This window comes from Pectinatus cerevisiiphilus (genome assembly GCF_004341685.1).
GTDB classification, from domain to species: domain Bacteria; phylum Bacillota; class Negativicutes; order Selenomonadales; family Selenomonadaceae; genus Pectinatus; species Pectinatus cerevisiiphilus.
This window is the reverse complement of sequence record NZ_SMAA01000007.1, coordinates 1-19,367: the sequence shown is the minus strand read 5'-3', so window position 1 is coordinate 19,367 and position 19,367 is coordinate 1. Positions and strand designations below refer to the sequence as shown.

Here is a 19,367-nt window from a genome sequence, read left to right as displayed (position 1 = left end):
CTTTGAATGGGAAGTATAAAGATAATAGGGCTTGGTCCTTCAGGTGCAGAACTTATCACTAAAGAAACGTGGGAACTGATGGAGCAGGCGGAGAATTTATGCCTGCGCACAAAATATCATCCGGCAGTAACTGATTTGGCAAAGGCAGGTATAAAGTTTTTTTCATATGATTATTTGTACGAAAGGGAAAAAGCCTTTGAGGATGTTTATAAGCAAATAAGCAGTGATGTTGTACAGCGTGCCCAAAAAGGTGAAGATGTTGTCTACGCGGTGCCGGGTAGTCCTATGGTAGCAGAAAAAACTGTCGGTTTTATAAAAAAATTGGCAGCTAGTGAAAAAATTTCTGTGCAGATATATCCTGGTATGAGTTTTTTGGAAGTGCTTTATACACAACTGGGAGTAGATCCGATAGATGGCCTTTTAATAACGGACGCGCTTTCTTTGACTGAACAAGCGGCGAATGTGTCTACGGGGATGGTAATTACCCAGTTATATGATGTACATACTGCATCGGAAGTGAAGCTCACTTTAATGGAGGAGCTGCCTGATGATTACGAAGTAATATTGCTTTATAGGCTGGGACTGCCAGAAGAAAAAATATATAAGCTGCCTTTATATGAAATTGATCGACATAAAGAAATTGATTATCTGACAAGTCTTTATGTGCCTGCACTTCCCCATAAGCAAAAACAATTTACATTGTCACCGTTAGAAGCTATAATAAAAAGACTGCGAGCACCGGGAGGCTGTCCATGGGACATTATACAGACACATAAGACATTGCGGCAGAATCTCATAGAAGAAGTGTATGAAGTCATTGAGGCAATTGATTTTGAAGATCCGAAGCTTTTATGTGAGGAATTAGGCGATCTTTTGATGCAGATTGTGTTCCATGCCCGTATGGCTGAAGAAACAGGCCTTTTTTCCATGCAGGATGTTGTTGATGGGGTGACAGAAAAATTGGTTCGGCGCCATCCACATGTTTTTGGTGATGTGACTGTAAAAGATGCGGGTGAAGTGCTCCTGAACTGGGAAGCAATAAAACGACGGGAAAAGAGTGAGCGCAAGTCAGTCTTGGACGGTGTGCCGAAAGATTTACCGGCACTCATGAGTGCATATAAACTTCAGAATAAGGCAGATAAGGTTGGCTTTGACTGGAAAAATATAACGCCTGTATGGGAAAAACTCAGTGAAGAAATAAATGAATTAAAAGAGGCGGCAGCTTCCGGCAATCATGCAAGAATAGAAGACGAGTTAGGGGATGTTTTGTTTACCGTAGTAAATTTATCCCGCTTTTTGAAGGTAGGGGCAGAACTTGCTTTGCTTGCTAGTAATAGAAAATTCCGCAACCGTTTCACATATATAGAAAAAAAGGTTCAAGCACAGCATCAGGCATGGCAGGACTTTACTTTAAAAGAGCTTGATAAGCTATGGGATGAAGCTAAAAGTTTTGAAAAAAACAGTTAAGATACAGTATAAATAAGATTAATGCTATAGTGTTAAAAGTGTAAAAATTTAACCCTAAATAGAACGTTTTTTATAAAAAAACTATAAATTTTTATAAATTTTATAGATAAAAAAAGGAAAAGCGTAAGTTACAGCGAATTGAGAGTATCGTAACAAAATCAAAAGGAGGCTATATTCGTGAATAAATCCGAATTAGTGGCTAGCGTTGCTGAACAGGCTGGCTTAACAAAAAAAGATGCTGAAAAAGCAGTTAATGCTATTTTCGCCAGTGTACAAGATACTTTAGTGAAAGGTGAAAAAGTACAGATCATTGGCTTTGGCACCTTTGAAGTAAGAGCACGCGCAGCTCGTAAAGGACGTAATCCTCAAACCGGTGACACCATTGAAATACCGGAATCCAAAAACCCTGTATTTAAAGCAGGTAAAGCATTGAAAGATGCAGTGAATTGATTTTATTTGCGGAGTCTGGCAATTTATGCCAGGCTCTGCATTTTTTTTAGGAGCTGTAAAAATGAGGACAATAGTTATAACAGGCGGTACTTCTGGAATAGGCTTGGCTACGGCGCAGTTGTTCTTGGACAGAGGAGATGCTGTTGTTGCGGTAGCCCGCTCAAAAGAAAAATATGATGCTGCCCTAACCAAACTCACAGAAGGACAAAACCGATACTATTTTGTTCAAGCAGATATAAGTAAATGCGGACAATGCAAAAATGCGGTGGATAAAATCGCAGCCCGATTTTCTACAGTTGATGTACTGGTGAATTCTGCTGGTATATATCAAGAAAAGCCAATCAGTGATGTTGAAGAAAAAGATTTTGACGAAATCATGGGTGTCAATGTGAAGGGCACATATTTCATGTGTAAATATATGTTGCGGCTTTTGCAGCAAAGTACATCGTCTCCGGCTATCGTTAATGTTTCTTCAGATGCGGGGGTAAATGGCAATTACTTTTGCAGCGTATACTGTGCTTCTAAGGGGGCTGTAACGATATTTACTAAGGCATTGGCACTTGAACTGGCCAGCTATAGTATAAGAGTTAACTGCATCTGTCCAGGTGATATAGACACGCCGCTTACGCAGAGCCAGTTTGACGGAAATATAGAAGCCGCACAGGAGACTGCCTCAATATATCCATTGGGACGTATTGGAACAGCAAGAGAAGCCGCTTCAGTAATATATTTTTTGGCTTCAGCGGAAGCTTCATTCGTAACAGGGGCAGCTTGGGCTGTAGATGGAGGACTGACTTCCTGTTAAGATATATGTATAATAATATTCAGTTTTCTTTATTTTATATTGATTTATTATATAAAGTCAGTTATAATCAATTTAAATGGAAGAAAGGCTGGTATTCGGATAAATGGAAAAAAATCAAGTTTTGGATAAAGATCAAGCCTTGGAAAATGCCCTTAAGCAGATTGAACGTGATTTTGGGAAAGGTGCCATAATGAAATTGGGAGAAGCTTCTATTAATATGAATATAGAGGTTATCCATTCGGGAAATCTGGCTCTTGATATAGCATTGGGAGTCGGTGGCATGCCGCGCGGCAGAATAGTAGAAATCTACGGACCTGAGTCTTCCGGTAAGACTACAGTGGCACTGCATGTAATAGCTGAAGCCCAAAAAGCGGGGGGGACGGCAGCTTTTATTGATGCGGAACATGCGCTTGATCCTGTTTATGCCAAGAAGTTAGGCGTCAATGTGGATGATTTGCTCATATCCCAACCAGATAACGGGGAACAGGCATTGGAAATAACTGATGCATTAGTGCGCAGCGGTGCAATTGATGTAGTGGTAGTCGATTCTGTAGCAGCACTTGTACCTAAGGCTGAAATCGAAGGCGAAATGGGTGATTCCCATGTCGGTTTGCAGGCGCGCCTGATGTCCCAGGCAATGCGTAAACTCACAGGTTACATAAGCAAATCGAGAACTACAGCAATATTCATAAACCAGATTAGGGAAAAGGTCGGCGTTATGTTCGGTAGTCCTGAAACCACTACAGGCGGACGGGCTTTAAAGTTTTATGCTACAATACGGTTAGATGTGCGGAAGATCGACACGATAAAACAGGGAAATGATATCGTTGGCAACAGAACGCGCATAAAAGTCGTGAAAAATAAAGTGGCACCACCTTTTAAACAGGCAGAATTTGATATAATGTATGGGGAAGGCGTTTCCCGTGAAGGTTGTATTGTCGATTTAGGAACAAATTTAGAGATAATAGATAAAAGTGGTACATGGTATTCTTACGAAGGAACAAGATTGGGGCAAGGTAAGGAAAACGCTAAATTATTCCTCAAGGAAAATGCGAATATTGCACAGGAAATAGAGGATAAGATTAGAGATAAAGTAATGCCGGTAGTAAAACCTGAACCACCTAAGGGTAAGGATACGCAAGATAAGGAAAAAAAGAACACAGCCGAAAATAAGGTGATCACTGATGCGGCTAAAAAGCAATAAGTCGGCTTTAGCCAAAGCTGTGGATTATCTAGCAGTACAGGATTATTCGGTGAAACAAATAAGGGATAAACTTTTACGCCGTGGTTATCAACCAAGTGAGATAACGGCGGCTATTGATAAACTGATCGAAAAAAAATATCTGGATGATGAACAGCTTTGCCGTAGATATTGGCAGATGTATCTGACGGAAGGGAAATGCAGCATTAGGCAGATAAAAGCCAAACTTGTGGTAAAAGGATTTGCTTCGGCTATTATTGACAGATATGTTCCGCAAGATTGGGATGATTATGAGAGAACTACAGTATGCAGTATTTGGCAGAAGAACAAGAAAAAAAATATTGATTCTGTTAAATTTATGCAATATCTTTACCGCAAGGGCTTTTCTATGTCGAGTATTCATTATGCGGCTGATAAATTCGCTAATGATGAACTTATATAGAAAGATTTATATAGATGGTGCTTTTTTTACTATATATAAATTTAATTGCTATATGTATAATAGAAAAATTGTACATATGTAAAACTTATAAAGAACTTTTAGGAACTGCTGTCCTTTGGTACAGCAGTTTTTTAGTACAGAATAGGTTGACAGTGCCGAATAGACGTACTATCATTTATACAAATAAATTTTAGGCAGTATTTTAAGAAAAGGAGAATGTGACGTGGCGTATTTTTTCGAAGAACCATCCCATACTTTTGGTGAATATCTATTAGTTCCTGGTTATTCTTCAGATAAATGTATTCCGGCAAATGTTTCATTACAAACCCCGTTAGTAAAATTTAGAAAAGGGGAAGAACCAAAAATAAAATTAAATATTCCAATGGCATCAGCAATAATGCAGGCTGTTTCTAACGACACGATGGCGATTGCCCTTGCTAAAGAAGGCGGCGTTTCTTTTATTTATGGTTCTCAACCGATAGAACAACAGGCTGAAATGGTTTCCCGCGTAAAAAATTATAAATCGGGTTTTGTAAGCAGTGATTCTAATATTAAACCGACTACAACCCTGGCAGAAATACTGGAATTGAAGGATAAAACGGGACATTCCACCATGGCTGTCACTGATGATGGTACAGCTACCGGCAAATTGGTGGGGATAGTCACCAGCCGTGATTACCGCATTACACGCATGTCCATGGATCAGACGGCAGAAGAGTTTATGACCCCGTTCGCTAAACTTGTTTATGCTGATGCTGATACGACCAATTTATCTCAGGCTAATGATATGATCTGGGATAATAAATTGAATATGCTTCCTCTCGTAGATAAGAACCAGCGTTTGCGTTATATGGTTTTTCGTAAAGATTATACTGATAATAAACAAAATAAAAATGAACTCATTGATGAAAAAAAGCGTTATCTTGTAGGCGCCGGTATAAATACACGCGATTATGCTGAACGTGTTCCAGCTTTATTGGCAGCTGGTGCAGATGTTCTCTGTATAGATTCATCAGAAGGATTCAGCGAATGGCAAAGTATTACCTTGAAATACATACATGAAAAATTTGGCAATGATATTAAGGTGGGCGCCGGAAATGTGGTTGATGGCGAAGGTTTCCGTTTCTTGGCAGATGCCGGGGCTGATTTCGTCAAGGTTGGTATTGGCGGCGGTTCTATTTGTATCACACGCGAAACCAAAGGCATAGGTCGCGGCCAGGCTACAGCAGTTATTGATGTTGCCAGAGCCCGTGATGAATATTATAAAGAAACAGGAATTTATGTACCTATTTGTTCGGATGGCGGTATTGTCCATGATTACCATATGACCTTGGCTTTGGCCATGGGCGCTGATTTTATGATGCTTGGCCGGTATTTCTCCCGTTTTGATGAAAGCCCGACTAATAAAGTACGTATAAATGGTACATACTTGAAGGAATATTGGGGCGAAGGTTCAAACAGGGCGCGCAACTGGCAAAGATATGATATGGGCGGCGATAAAAAATTATCTTTTGAAGAAGGCGTTGATTCATATGTACCTTACGCAGGTCCTTTAAAAGATAATGTAGAACTTTCTCTTAGTAAGATGAGATCAACCATGTGCAATTGCGGTGCGGTAACGATAAAGGAATTCCAGCAAAAATCGAAATTGACTTTGGTTTCTTCGACGAGTATAGTTGAAGGCGGTTCACATGATGTTATTTTGAAAGATAAATTTTCTCATGAATGAACTTATTTATAATTAATGGTATAATAAAAACAGCCATTACGTTTTGGTAATGGCTGTTTTTTAGTGGAGGATAACATGAAGGTAAAACTTATAAAATATACGCCGGAGCCGGAACGAATGGTAGCTATGGCAGCGCGGCTCTGTTATTCACCGATAGGTGCGGAAGAATTAGTAGAAAAAATGAGCGATAAGCAAGTGGAAAATCTTGTAAAAAAAATAGTGAAGATGGGACATGCTTCTACTGTTGAACATGTCAGCTTTACATTTGCCATTGAGGGAATCTCACGCGTGCTCACCCACCAGTTGGTAAGGCACCGGATAGCATCTTATTCCCAACAATCGCAGCGTTATGTTGCGGAACATGATTTTGAGTACATAACACCGCCGTCTATTCGCAAAAATGCAGCAGCAGCAGAAAAGTTTGATAAATTAATGCGGCAAATAAGACAAACTTATGATGAACTGACGCAAATGGACATTCCCAAAGAAGATGCGCGGTATGTTTTGGCAAATGCCACTGAGACTAAAATCGTGGCGACCTTTAATGCAAGATCCTTGCTGCATTTTTTCTCTTTGCGATGCTGTCAGCGCGCCCAGTGGGAAATAAGGCAAATGGCATATATGATGCTCAAAGAAGTAAAGGCGGTTGCGCCACTGCTTTTTAAAAATGCAGGAGCTTCTTGTGTCGCAACAGGTGCTTGTCCTGAGGGAGATATGACCTGTGGGTTATTTGACGAGATGATAAAATTACGTGAAGAATGATGAATGGAGAAGGAAATGCCTTTTAATAAGAAGAATTTAGTAAAAACAAAGAATAAAAAAAATAGATATAGTGAACCTTTTAATAAGAATAGGAAACATAGGGTAGATAATAAGGAAAATCAGTTCCCAGCTGAAAAAATGGTCAAATCAAGAACTGCCAAAAAGGTAGCAGAAACTTTTACGCAGACGCAAGAAGTTTCGCCTGATATAGTCATTGGCCGTAATGCTGTCAGAGAAGTATTGAAAAGCGGTAGACCGATTAACAAAATGCTGGTAGCAGAAAATGCGCATGGCGGTTCATTACAAGAAATACTGTCAATGGCTAGAAAAGCTAGGGTTATTGTGCATACAGTCAGCCAGAATAAGCTTGATCTTCTTTCGGGGACGGGACATAACCAAGGTGTAATTGCTTATACACCGCCTGTCGATTATGCCGATCTGGACGATGTTTTAGCTGATGTTGCCAAAAAGGCAGAAGATCCGTTTTTTATTTTGCTGGATGAGTTAGAAGATCCGCATAATTTAGGAGCTGTGCTCAGAACAGCGGATGCAGTTGGTGCGCATGGTGTCATAATTTCCAAGCGACGCAGCTGTCCACTTTCTACTACTGTTGCTAAAACTTCAGCAGGAGCGATAGAATACGTGCCTGTCATCCGTGTGAATAATATTACCCAGACGATAACCGCAATGAAAAATAAAGGTTTTTGGGTAGCGGGAGCAGATTCAGAAGGAGAAACACTGTTCTATGATGCTGATTTAAAAGGTCCGTTGTTGTTAGTAGTAGGCAGTGAAGGTAAAGGGATAAGCCAGCTAGTGCGGCAGTCTTGCGACTTTTTGGTAAAAATACCGATGCGTGGCAAAATAAATTCTCTTAATGCCTCTAATGCTGCAGCAATACTTATGTATGAGGTTTTGAAACAGCGTACGAAATAGAGGGGGATTTTGGTATGAACGTCAAAATGCGTGCACATCTTATCGTTGATGGATATAATGTCATAAATTGTTGGCCTGAATTATTGAAACAAAGCAACGATCTGGAACATGCCCGTGATAAATTAATTCATATTTTACTGGAATATGGTGCTTATGAAAAATATGATGTTACAGTTGTTTTTGATGCGTTATATACATCTTCAGCACAATCCTTTGAACAATTGAATGGACATTTTGAAACTGTTTATACCAAAAAGAAAGAAACTGCGGACAGCTATATTGAACGTTTGGCATATGAATTAGTACATGATGGAAAAGAAGTATTTGTGGTTACTTCCGATGGAGCAGAGCAAAATGTTGTGTTAGGAGCCGGAGCCTATCGGATGACGGTGAAAGAACTGAGTAAGGCCGTTACAGTGACTAAAAAAAAGCTGCGTAATCGTTGCGCAAGTGATGCAGCAATGTCTACAGGAAGAAATGAAATAGCTGACAGAATTGAACCTTCTGTCTCTAAAAAGTTAGATATACTACGTAAAAAACATTTTGATAAGTAAGTAGGCAGTATATTGGCAGCCTGTTTTTAGTACAGACTATGAAGCAAATAATTGTAAGTGATTGTTTATACGAATAAATTTCCGTAACAGTATTTGTATGTGCACATATAAAGCACATCATGGTACTTTTTACAGAATCTTTATTTTGCGTTTAAATGTTTAATGACATACTTTGATGACATAGTTTACATTTATAATATCTGGTGTTATAATAAAAATATCAACTTCAGCATGTATTTTAGAGAGTGGGTGTAAACCCACTCTTTAGTATTATAGGCAGTATTATTTAGGAGGAACAATGGCCGGACGAATAGAAATTGAAGCAGAAAAGCTGGTAACAAGGTTGCTTTCGGGGACAGAGTACGAATTGGTGGACCTTGAGTATGTAAAAGAACGGGACTGGTATTTGCGCATTTTCATTGATAAAAAGAATGGCGTTGATCTTGATGATTGCCAAAAAGTAAGTCGCATTGTTGATGATGAATTGGCTAAGTGCGATTTTTTGCAGAGTAGTTATATATTAGAAGTTTCTTCACCAGGATTAGATAGACCATTAAAAAATGATCGTGACCTTGAAAGAGAAATGGGAAAACAGGTTGATATAGTGACCTATATACAGATAGAGGGAAAAAAAGAATTCACGGGTAAACTAAGTGCTTTTTCTAATGATAGTATTACTCTTGATGATTCTATGGTTGTTCCTCGGGCGCAGATCGCATCAATACGCCTGCATATTGAGTTTTAAATATTATTTTTAGGGGGATATGGATTTGGCTACCAAAAATAAAGGTTTCTTAGAAGCCTTTCGTGAAGTCGGCAAAGAAAAAGGAATCGCCTTGGATGTACTGTTTGATGCCATAGAAGCGGCCCTGATTTCTGCTTATAAAAGAAATTTTAATTCAGCACAAAATGTGAGAGTTTCACTTGATCGTACTACAGGTGAGTTCCATGTTTATGCGGTAAAAAATGTTGAAAATGAAGTAAAAAATGATATAACAGATATTTCACTGGACGATGCCCATAAAATAAACCCGGATTATCAGGTTGGCGATGTCATTGAAGAAGAAGTCACGCCAGCTAATTTCGGGCGTATCGCTGCCCAGACGGCAAAGCAGGTTGTGGTGCAGAGAATACGTGAAGCTGAAAGGGGCATTATCTATGAAGAATATTCGAACCGTTCCAATGATATCCTGACTGGTATTGTCCAACGCACCGAAGGTAAGAATGTGGTCATTGACCTTGGCCGGACAGAAGCTCTTTTGACGCCAGCAGAACAAATTCCTACGGAACAGTATATTCCTAATGAACGGTTGAAATTTTATATAGTTGAAGTGAAAAAAACGACAAAAGGTCCACAGATACTTTTATCGAGGACTCATCCAGGACTTTTAAAAAGACTTTTTGAGCTGGAAGTACCGGAAATAAGCGACGGAACTGTAGAAATAAAATCCGTTGCCAGAGAACCGGGAATGCGTTCGAAGATAGCTGTTTATTCGAAAGACGAAAACATTGATCCTGTAGGTTCTTGTGTTGGTCAAAAAGGTCTTCGGGTACAAGCTGTTGTTGATGAATTGCGCGGTGAAAAGATAGATATCGTAAAATGGAACCAAGATCCGGCAAAATATATTGCTAATTCGTTAAGTCCTGCTAAAGTGGTTTCCGTCGCAATAAAAGAAAATGAAAAAATTTCTAAAGTAATTGTACCAGATTATCAGCTTTCTTTGGCTATTGGCAAAGAAGGGCAGAATGCACGCTTGGCTGCAAAATTAACAGGATGGAAAATTGATATAAAGAGTGAATCTCAGGCAGACCAGAATGGCATTGCCGAAGATATGGAAGTAGTTAATGTAACAAGTGAAAAGTCGTTCTCGCTTGACTGATATAAAGGAGCGATAATTATGGGTGGAAAGAAAAAAATCCCGGAACGCATGTGCGTTGGCTGTCAAAAAATCCGCAGTAAAAAAGATATGATTAGAGTAGTTAGAAGTCCTGAAGGTGAATTTGCCATTGACCGCACCGGCAAAAAATCGGGACGAGGAGCTTATATATGTGCAGATTTTCATTGTCTGGAAGCGGCAATAAAAGGACATCGACTGGAAAAATCTTTTAAATGTCCGATTGATGCAGAAATATATGAAGAGTTGAAGGTAGGATTTCTTAATACAGATGCTTGACAATAAACAACAAAGATTGGCCAATTTATTAAGCATGGCTTCCCGTGCCAATAAAATAATTTCTGGTGATTTTGCTATAAGTAAAGCGGTGGCAGCTGGCGGTGTGAAATTGCTGCTTGTCGCTGGAGATATAGCATCGAGTACCAGTTTAGAATATAGAGAAATTGCTTCTAAATATAGAATCCCGCTTATTATTTTGGAAATTGATAAGCATAATTTGGGATACTGTATCGGTAAAAATGAACGTGCTGCAGTTGCGGTATGTGACGAAGGTTTTGCAGAAGCGTTAAAAAAAATATTAGAATGACATCAAATATATGGGGGTGGATCGATGTCCAAATATAGAATATATGACTTGGCAAAAGAATTTTCAACAGATAGTAAGACCGTTTTATCCATATTAAAAACGCACGATGTGAATGTAAAGAGTCATGCTAGTACTGTAGGTGACGATGAACGGAAAATAGTAGAAAATACTTTAATGCAGAAAAAGAAACCTGCTGTTGCACCAAAAAAAGAAACTGATAAGGTTAATATACCCAAAACGGAAAACCATCAGGAAAATAATAAAAAAAGTGATACTAATAAGCAGAATAAGCAAAAAAGTTTTAATAAGGCACGCTCTGCACAAAGTAAACAGCAGTATGAAAAAAAACAAACATATAGAGGTAATGGTAATATAAAAACTACAGTACAAGCACAAGACAATAATAAAATGCATAGTAATGAAAATAAAGAAACCGCTAATACTGTTAGCGTAAACAAGGCTGCGGAAAGACCATATAGAAGTCAGCAGGCAGCGGAACATAATGACCAAAAAAATATAGCAAGACCGGTTGCTACCCATAGTGCTGTTGCGACACGAAGTGACCATAACGGTGCTAATGTAGAAAATAAAAACAGCAATAATAGAGCGGGACAAGAAAATAGACCTAACCATGCTAATAGAGTAAATCAGGGTAGAACAACCAGCCCAAATAATAGTAGACCTGGTCAGGGCAATAGTAGACCAGCTAGCCAAGGCAATAGACCTACTAGCCAGGGCAATAGACCGACTGGCCAGAGTAATAGACCGACCAGCCAGGGCAATAGACCTACTAGCCAGGGCAATAGACCGACTGGCCAGAGTAATAGACCTACCAGCCAGGGTAATAGACCTACTAGCCAGGGTAATAGACCTACTAGCCAAAGCAATAGACCAGCTAGCCAAAGCAATAGACCAGCTAGCCAGGGCAATAGACCAGCTAGCCAGGGCAATAGACCTACTAGTCAGGGTAATAGACCAGCTAGCCAGGGCAATAGACCTACTAGTCAGGGTAATAGACCAACTGGCCAAGGCAATAGATCAGCTAGTCAAGGGAATAGACCAAATGGTCAAGGCAATAGATCGGCTGGCCAAGGTCAAAATGCTGGACAAAATAGGAACAATCGGAAAAATTGGCGAAACAGCAGGAATAATAGAAATAACAGGAATAACAGAAATCATCCAGTACAGCAAAAACAAGAAATAATACGTCCGAAAGTAATAAAGGTTGGCGAAAATATTTCTGTCAAAGAATTAGCCAGCAAAATGACTTATACGGTTACTGACGTTATAAAGAAACTTATGATGCTCGGCATAATGGCTACTATTAATCAGGAAATAGATTTCGATACAGCTGTGTTGGTTGCTGCTGAATTCAATATAAATGTTGAAGAATTACCACCAGAAGTAGATTTAACAGAAATCCCTGAAATAAAAGATGAAGAAAAAGATTTATTACCGCGTCCTCCTGTCGTTACAGTTATGGGACATGTTGACCATGGTAAGACTTCTTTACTTGATGTAATCAGGAAAACATCTGTAACTACAAGTGAAGCTGGCGGAATAACCCAGCACATTGGTGCTTATCAGGTTATGTGTAAAAATAGAAAAATTGTATTTCTTGACACACCTGGACATGAAGCTTTTACTGCAATGCGTGCGCGTGGCGCACAGGTTACCGATATTGCCGTTCTGGTAGTAGCAGCAGATGATGGCGTAATGCCGCAGACCTTAGAAGCTATAAACCATGCTAGGGCAGCTAAAGTACCAATTGTCGTTGCAATTAATAAGATTGATAAACCAGGCGCAAACCCAGAACATGTTAAACAACAGTTGGCAGAACATGAACTTGTTGCAGAAGACTGGGGCGGCGAAACAATAATGGTTCCTGTTTCTGCTAAAAAGAAAATGGGAATAAATGATTTATTGGAAATGATTTTACTCGTGGCGGAAATGCAAGAATTGAAGGCAAATCCAAACAGGGAAGCCCGCGGTATTATAATAGAAGCCCAACTTGATAAAGGACGTGGACCAGTAGCCACTGTGCTCGTGCAGAATGGTACATTGCATGTAGGTGATTCTATAATCGCTGGCACAGCCTATGGTAAAGTTCGTGCTATGATCAACGACCGTGGTGAAAAGGTCAAAAAGGCCGGCCCATCCGTTCCAGTTGAAGTATTAGGTCTATCTGATGTACCTGCTGCAGGGGATGAAATGGCCGTTTTGGAAGAACATCTCGTACGTACAATAGCAGAAAAACGTATTGGTAAGCAGCGTACAGAACTTATCAATAATAAAAAGGTATCACTTGATGACTTATTCCAGCAAATAAACGAAGGCAATATAAAGGATCTTAACATATTGCTGAAGGCTGATGTCCAAGGTTCATTAGAAGCATTGCAATCATCCTTGCTTGGTCTTAATAAAAGCGATGAAGTACGCGTTAGCATAGTTCATTCGGGTGTTGGTGCCGTAAATGAATCAGATGTTATGCTGGCATCTGCGGCTAATGCTTTGATTTTGGCCTTTAATGTACGGCCTGATGCCAATGCCAGAAAATTGGCTGACACAGAAAAAATTGATATACGTACGTATAGAGTAATTTATGAAGCAATAAATGATATTGAAGCAGCCATGAAGGGCATGCTTGCACCTAAATACAAAGAAGTTATCCAAGGAAAAGTAGAAATACGCCAAGTTATGAAATTTTCTAAGGCTCTCGTTGCAGGTTCGTATGTGGTTGACGGGAAAATTTCTAATACATCAAAGATACGCATACTGCGTGATAATATTGTCGTACATGAAGGGCAGATTGAATCATTACGCCGGTTTAAAGATGATGTAAAAGAAGTTGCCGCAGGTTACGAATGCGGGATAACTATTGAAAATTATCGTGACTTCAAAGAGGGCGACGTTATCGAAGCTTATACAATGGAAGAAATAGCTCCGCAGGATTTATAATGTGTCGGTATAGAAGGTTGTGAGAAAATGGGCGTTCGTGTTGAGAAAATACAAGAACAAATAAAACAGGAAGTCAGTGCTATCATATTGCGTGAATTGAAAGATCCGCGCATAGGTTTCGTTACAGTCACAAAGGTAGATGTGTCTAGTGATTTGGGAAATGCTAAAATATATGTCAGCATATTGGGTAACAAAAAACAATTTGCGGATACCTGGGAAGGCTTACGGCATTCTGTGGGATATATTCGGCAGGAATTGGCAAAACGGATAAGAATTAGGTTTATTCCGGAGATAGCTTTTTATCCGGATACTACGATACAGTATAGTGCCCACATCCAAGAACTCATTAATGAGATTCATCATGCAGGAGAAGGGAAACCTGAGGATGAAAATAACAATTAATGAAGCGGCAGTAAAAATAAATGATGCACAGAGTATAATTATAGCGCCGCATGTTAATCCTGATTGTGATGGATTAGGTTCTACGTTAGGGCTTTACCATGCATTGATCAAAAAAGGGCATAAGGTAAGAATTTTTGTTGATGATGATATTCCTGAGGCTTATCATATTCTGCCGGGATGGGAAATTTTTGAAAGACCTGTGCAAAAAATAGATAATGTAGACCTCTTTATTGTCCTCGACGCTGAACCAGAACGGACAGGGCGTGTCAGGGAAATCACAGATGCACCGATTCTTAATTTTGACCATCATCGTTCAAATACAAAAACTGCTGATTTTCTGTATTTGGCACCAGAAAGGGCAGCTACGGGAGAAATAATCTACGAACTGTTAACAGCGCTTGATGTGGATATGGACCATGATATAGCTATGTCTATTTATACGGCAATAGCTACTGATTGCGGCTTTTTTCGCTATTCTAATACCACGGCGTTTACCATGTATACAGCGGGGAAATTGCTTGAATATGGAGTCAAGCCTAATCTCATATCTGAGGCTCTAGAAGAAAAAAAATATGCAGACCTAAAAACAATGGCAGATGTTATTTATTCGATTGAATTGCATAATGGCGGAGCTATAGCAGTAGCTAGTGCTGATAAAGCTGTTATGGAAAAATGTGATAGCACTGAAGGTTTTATAGACTGTGTGCGCATCATAAAGGGTGTCGATGTGGCAGTGTTAGTAAAATATGCAGATGAGGCCTTAACCCGTGTGAGTATGCGCTCCAAAAAGACTGACGTCGCTGCTGTTGCTGAAAACTTGGGCGGAGGCGGCCATATAAGGGCGGCCGGTTGTAGCTTAAATATGCCTTTGGATGAGGCGCGAAAAAGGGTAATTGCGGCTATAAGTGAAGCCATGATGGAGAAGCAAAATGTCGATTAATGGGTTTATAAATGTACTAAAACCACCAGGTATGACATCCCATGACGTAGTTAGTCTTATGCGACGTATCTACAGAACAAAAAAAATTGGGCATGCCGGTACACTGGATCCTGCGGCGGCGGGTGTATTACCGATTGCTATCGGTTATGCGACGCGGCTTTTAGAATACATGGCCGACACAGATAAAAAATATAGAGCTGAAGTAAAACTGGGACTAAGCACTGATACTGGTGATTATACAGGCACTATCCTCAAACAGGAAGAATTTAGTATGCCTCCTGAGGATAAAGTGAAAAAAGTCCTAATGGATTTTTGTGGAGATATAATGCAAGCTCCGCCTGTATACTCAGCAATAAAGATAAATGGACAAAAAGCATGTGATCTTGCTCGGCATAATATTGAAGTAAAATTAGAACCGCGGCATATAAAAATACATGACATAGTCTTTTTACGTTCCTTAGAAGATGGTTTTTCGATGGATGTACATTGTTCAAAAGGAACCTATATACGATCTTTATGTACTGATATTGGTGAAAAATTGGCTATCCCAGCAACAATGGGATTTCTTTTGCGCACAGCGGTAGGGAAGTTTGACCTTTCTGAAGCTAGTACCATTGAGGAATTGGCACAAAATCCACTGGCGGCTGTCCAAGGCATAGACATACTGCTGGATCAAATGGAAGAATACAATGTGGATAACGAAGTACTTAGTGCTTTTCGGCAAGGCCGAAAGATAGCATATAGCGGCAGCAAGAAGTATAATGATGACACTGTTTTACTCATCCATAGTGATGCTGTATTTGCTGGAATCGGCAAAATAAGTGATGCTGGAGCATCTGTTATTCCCCATAAAGTTTTTAATGATAAATAAAAATTTGGTAGTAATGAATATACTCCCTCTATAAAAAACAATGTTTAAATGTTGTTTTCCATAGAGGGAGTTTTATATTGGAAGATGGTGTCAATGCTTTATTCCTTTTGCGTTTATTATTATGATTTTGGCAATTGTTGTAACTGGTAAGTGTATTTTTTAGTGTACTTGCTGGTGAAAATATGCTTTTCGTAGTAGAATAAGAACCATAAAATTGTATAACAGCTAGGGGTGCCTGCAAAGGCTGAGAGTAGATGTATTTACATACTATAACCCTTTACCTGATCTGGGTAATGCCAGCGAAGGGAAGCGTACGGTTAAAACACCGCTTTCCTTACAGAAAGCGGTGTTTATTTTTTTAGAAACGGTGATTAATTATGGAACAAACTTTTTACGCTAAAATACTGTCTATTTTAGCGCAGCCAACCAGTATTTTTATGTTAGTAGGTCTTTTTATTCTTATTGCAGTTTTCCTTTATCTGAAAAAAATAAAATTGACTACTAAAATGCTCACGCATATCGGTTTACTACTCGCACTCACAGTGATATTAAACATGATTCGTATATATCATATGCCTCAGGGAGGAAGTGTAACGTTAGGCGGTATGGTTCCACTTCTCTTAATAGCCTATTGTTATGGTCCTGCTGTAGGCTTTTTAGCCGGTTTTATCTATGGACTTATTAATTTACTACAGGATCCATTTATTCTTCATCCTGTGCAGGTACTTTTTGATTATCCGTTACCTTATATGGCTATTGGCCTTGCAGGTTTTTTCCGCAAAAGATTTCTTTTGGGGGCTGTAGTTGGTATAGCCGGCCGCTTTGTCTGCCATTTTATTTCTGGGGCAGTTTTTTTCGGTAGTTATGCACCAGAAGGTGTATCTCCTTATTGGTATTCGTTTTTATTTAATGCGTCATATCTTGTACCTGATTTAATTATTTGTCTGCTTATTTTACGTATTCTGCCGATAAAAACATTGATTAGGCAAATGGGGAGTAATCGCCCTTTATAGTATTAATACATGCTAAAAAGTATCATAACAGCAAAATATGCTGATGTATTTTTAATTTTTATATGAGAATATGTTATAAGCTCAATGAATTTCGAGTGAAATACAAATAAATTCTACATAAAATTCTAAAATTGTGAAGCAAGAATTTTCTGCTTATTAAAAGCCTGAAATGAAACCTAGCATTGCTATCGTTTCGTTTCAGGCTTTGTGATTATAAGAACGTATTAATTGGGCAATAAATTTGTAGGTTAATAAAATATATTACTATGCATGAAAGTAATATATATGTATATTTTATAGAATTAGACGCTATATTATAAAGATGTTATTATCATATCAACAAAGTAATCAATGCTCCTGAATACAGCATAAAGATTACAATAAAAGCTGTTATCCATTTTTAGCAAAATTTGTATAAGGAGGAACTACAATGTTTGATGTGAGCAAACTATTGACTGTAGGCCAAAATTCGATGTTAAGAAAAGTTGTCCAAAGATCAGATACTGCGGCGAGCTATTCGAAAGACCTAAATAGGTTTTTATCAACGACAGCTGTTATTGATATGGCTATCAGAGCATCTATGGATACAATAGATAAATATTTACCAGATGGTTTTGTAAGCATAGGTTTTACAATGAAATTTACCCATACAGCAGCGACGAGCTTGGGAATGAGTGTGACTGTAAAAGCAAGCATAATCAATATTGAAGACCATGAAGTTGATTTGCGTATCGATGCTTGGGATGAACAAGGTGAAATTGGGCACGGGCTGCATAAGAGAAGTATTGTTAGTAGAAAACATTTATATGAAAATGCAGAGCACAGAACGCGGTTTTTGTCTAACCAACGTATTGATGAAAATAAATAGGAGGAATGCAAGATGATGATTTCTGATAACATGGCAGGTGCATTATCCTTAAGTATAATAGATTTTATCTTAAGTTTTGTATTCATAGCAGGAATTGGGGCCATATTATATTTGTTCCCATATATTAACAAACTCGGAGAAATAAAAGAAGAAGACAAATACTAAAAGGCTGAAAGGATGATTTATATGGTCGACTTCGGCATGTTAATGAACGCGATGTTCCAACAGACAGGGTTAACGTCAATATCAATAGGCAACATTGTGATGATAATTATTGGTGCAGTCATGCTGTACTTGGGAATAGGTAAGAAATATGAACCATTTTTACTCGTAGGGATAGGTCTCGCCTGTATCGTAACAAACATCCCTGGTTCCGGCCTTGCTGAACCAGGTGGACTTTTCTACTATGCATACCAGGGTGTGGAGTTATTGATATTGCCGCCATTGATTTTTCTTGGTGTTGGCGCTATGACAGACTTTGGTCCTATGATTGCCAATCCAGCGCTAGTTATTTTAGGGGCAGCGGCCCATCTGGGTATCTTCGTGGCATTAATTGGTTCTAAAGCATTGGGCTTTTCGCTGGCAGAAGCATGTTCTATCGGTATTATTGGTGGGGCAGACGGACCTATGGCTATTTACACCACTATGCAGTTGGCTCCTCATTTGCTGCCGCAAATATCGGTAGCTGCTTATTCATACATGGCTTTGATGCCGCTTATTCAGCCACCTGTGATGAGACTACTTACGACAAAAAAAGAACGCCAAATAATTATGAAACAGCCCCGTTATGTATCCCGTTTAGAAAAAGTAGTTTTTCCTATCGTTATTATCATTATAGTAAATTTATTTCTCCCTCCAGTGGCACCACTTATTACGATGCTTATGCTGGGAAACCTGTTACGCGAATGTTTGCTTTTAGATAGAATGGCAGAAACCGTATCAAATTCTCTGCTTAATGTAATAACATTAATTTTGACAGTAGCAATTGGCTCTACAATGAAAGCTGATACTTTTTTAACAGAACAGACATTGTTAATCATATTCCTTGGCCTCGTAGCATTTGTATTCGGTACTGCTTCAGGAGTAGTTTGTGCCCGTATAATGAATAAGATAAGCAAAGGAAAAATAAATCCGTTAATTGGGTCAGCAGGAATAGCCTCAGTGCCTATTGCTGCACGTGTATCCCATATTGTTGGCCAGGAAGAAAATAAAAATAATTTCTTAATAATGCATGCCATGGGACCTAATTTGGCCGGAGTTTTCGGTACAGCAATCTCAGGTGGTATCATGTTAGCATTGTTAGGCCATTAATTATGATATTCAACCATGCCATAATTAAATAGAAGACTGTGCCAGAGGGCAAAATATAATTTTACCTTCTGGTACAGTCTTTTTATTGTATAAAAGAAAACCACGCGATAGTCGCGTGGTTCCAGAGAGCTTAAGCGGTGAACCCTAATGTGCTAACCTGTAAATAAGCCTGCCAGCTTA

General features: G+C 39.0%; 21 protein-coding genes and 1 riboswitch. All 21 genes read left to right on the top strand.

Annotated features, from left to right (window positions below; all coding sequences use genetic code 11):
* Window positions 1-6: 6 nt before the first annotated feature.
* The 21 genes from yabN to EDC37_RS05825 all read left to right on the top strand — a co-directional run bounded on the left by yabN (window position 7) and on the right by EDC37_RS05825 (window position 19,187).
* Entirely contained in the window at window positions 7-1,467 is a 1,461-nt protein-coding gene (gene yabN / locus EDC37_RS05920) for a bifunctional methyltransferase/pyrophosphohydrolase YabN (RefSeq protein WP_132548942.1), read from the top strand.
* Between the two features lie 177 nt (window positions 1,468-1,644).
* Window positions 1,645-1,917, top strand: coding sequence for an HU family DNA-binding protein (locus tag EDC37_RS05915; RefSeq protein WP_132548939.1), 273 nt, complete (start codon window positions 1,645-1,647; stop codon window positions 1,915-1,917).
* Between the two features lie 61 nt (window positions 1,918-1,978).
* A complete protein-coding gene (locus EDC37_RS05910; protein WP_132548936.1) occupies window positions 1,979-2,722 on the top strand; it encodes an SDR family NAD(P)-dependent oxidoreductase in 744 nt (247 codons plus the stop codon).
* A 103-nt stretch (window positions 2,723-2,825) separates the two neighbouring features.
* Complete coding sequence (recA, locus tag EDC37_RS05905) at window positions 2,826-3,926, top strand: recombinase RecA (RefSeq protein ID WP_132548933.1); 1,101 nt, start codon at window positions 2,826-2,828, stop codon at window positions 3,924-3,926.
* The gene (locus tag EDC37_RS05900) at window positions 3,907-4,365 is read left to right on the top strand and encodes a regulatory protein RecX (protein ID WP_132548930.1); all 459 of its coding nucleotides are present in this window, start codon (window positions 3,907-3,909) and stop codon (window positions 4,363-4,365) included. Before recA ends, EDC37_RS05900 begins: the two co-directional genes overlap by 20 nt.
* A gap of 223 nt (window positions 4,366-4,588) precedes the next feature.
* Window positions 4,589-6,094 carry an IMP dehydrogenase gene (locus tag EDC37_RS05895; RefSeq protein ID WP_132548927.1) on the top strand — a complete coding sequence of 502 codons (1,506 nt, stop codon included), beginning with the start codon at window positions 4,589-4,591 and terminating at the stop codon, window positions 6,092-6,094.
* 75 nt (window positions 6,095-6,169) lie between these two features.
* Window positions 6,170-6,856 (top strand): FAD-dependent thymidylate synthase, encoded by a 687-nt coding sequence (thyX, locus tag EDC37_RS05890; RefSeq protein WP_132548924.1) that lies wholly within the window; start codon window positions 6,170-6,172, stop codon window positions 6,854-6,856.
* Between the two features lie 138 nt (window positions 6,857-6,994).
* Entirely contained in the window at window positions 6,995-7,789 is a 795-nt protein-coding gene (gene rlmB / locus EDC37_RS05885; RefSeq protein WP_231040103.1) for a 23S rRNA (guanosine(2251)-2'-O)-methyltransferase RlmB, read from the top strand.
* Between the two features lie 14 nt (window positions 7,790-7,803).
* On the top strand, window positions 7,804-8,343 hold the full coding sequence (locus tag EDC37_RS05880) for an NYN domain-containing protein (protein WP_132548921.1): 540 nt from the start codon (window positions 7,804-7,806) through the stop codon (window positions 8,341-8,343).
* A gap of 298 nt (window positions 8,344-8,641) precedes the next feature.
* Window positions 8,642-9,088, top strand: a complete 447-nt coding sequence (locus EDC37_RS05875) for a ribosome maturation factor RimP (protein ID WP_132548918.1) — start codon at window positions 8,642-8,644, stop codon at window positions 9,086-9,088.
* A 19-nt stretch (window positions 9,089-9,107) separates the two neighbouring features.
* A complete protein-coding gene (gene nusA, locus EDC37_RS05870; protein WP_132548915.1) occupies window positions 9,108-10,223 on the top strand; it encodes a transcription termination factor NusA in 1,116 nt (371 codons plus the stop codon).
* An 18-nt stretch (window positions 10,224-10,241) separates the two neighbouring features.
* On the top strand, window positions 10,242-10,517 hold the full coding sequence (gene rnpM / locus EDC37_RS05865; RefSeq protein WP_132548912.1) for an RNase P modulator RnpM: 276 nt from the start codon (window positions 10,242-10,244) through the stop codon (window positions 10,515-10,517).
* Window positions 10,510-10,824, top strand: a complete 315-nt coding sequence (locus EDC37_RS05860; RefSeq protein WP_132548909.1) for a L7Ae/L30e/S12e/Gadd45 family ribosomal protein — start codon at window positions 10,510-10,512, stop codon at window positions 10,822-10,824. Before rnpM ends, EDC37_RS05860 begins: the two co-directional genes overlap by 8 nt.
* Before the next feature lie 24 nt (window positions 10,825-10,848).
* On the top strand, window positions 10,849-13,782 hold the full coding sequence (gene infB / locus EDC37_RS05855) for a translation initiation factor IF-2 (protein WP_132548906.1): 2,934 nt from the start codon (window positions 10,849-10,851) through the stop codon (window positions 13,780-13,782).
* 27 nt (window positions 13,783-13,809) lie between these two features.
* Complete coding sequence (gene rbfA, locus EDC37_RS05850) at window positions 13,810-14,184, top strand: 30S ribosome-binding factor RbfA (protein WP_132548903.1); 375 nt, start codon at window positions 13,810-13,812, stop codon at window positions 14,182-14,184.
* Window positions 14,168-15,124, top strand: a complete 957-nt coding sequence (locus EDC37_RS05845; protein WP_132548900.1) for a DHH family phosphoesterase — start codon at window positions 14,168-14,170, stop codon at window positions 15,122-15,124. Before rbfA ends, EDC37_RS05845 begins: the two co-directional genes overlap by 17 nt.
* Window positions 15,114-15,995: a tRNA pseudouridine(55) synthase TruB gene (gene truB / locus EDC37_RS05840; protein WP_132548897.1), complete on the top strand. Its 882-nt coding sequence runs from the start codon at window positions 15,114-15,116 to the stop codon at window positions 15,993-15,995. The genes EDC37_RS05845 and truB overlap by 11 nt, the downstream gene beginning before the upstream one ends.
* Before the next feature lie 217 nt (window positions 15,996-16,212).
* Window positions 16,213-16,320, top strand: a riboswitch (TPP riboswitch).
* Between the two features lie 52 nt (window positions 16,321-16,372).
* Window positions 16,373-17,008 (top strand): energy-coupled thiamine transporter ThiT, encoded by a 636-nt coding sequence (gene thiT / locus EDC37_RS05835; protein WP_132548894.1) that lies wholly within the window; start codon window positions 16,373-16,375, stop codon window positions 17,006-17,008.
* A 430-nt stretch (window positions 17,009-17,438) separates the two neighbouring features.
* The gene (locus EDC37_RS05830) at window positions 17,439-17,876 is read left to right on the top strand and encodes a thioesterase family protein (protein ID WP_132548891.1); all 438 of its coding nucleotides are present in this window, start codon (window positions 17,439-17,441) and stop codon (window positions 17,874-17,876) included.
* A 12-nt stretch (window positions 17,877-17,888) separates the two neighbouring features.
* Complete coding sequence (locus EDC37_RS12270) at window positions 17,889-18,041, top strand: hypothetical protein (RefSeq protein ID WP_165874469.1); 153 nt, start codon at window positions 17,889-17,891, stop codon at window positions 18,039-18,041.
* A gap of 12 nt (window positions 18,042-18,053) precedes the next feature.
* Window positions 18,054-19,187 carry a sodium ion-translocating decarboxylase subunit beta gene (locus tag EDC37_RS05825; protein WP_196589914.1) on the top strand — a complete coding sequence of 378 codons (1,134 nt, stop codon included), beginning with the start codon at window positions 18,054-18,056 and terminating at the stop codon, window positions 19,185-19,187.
* Window positions 19,188-19,367 lie beyond the last annotated feature (180 nt).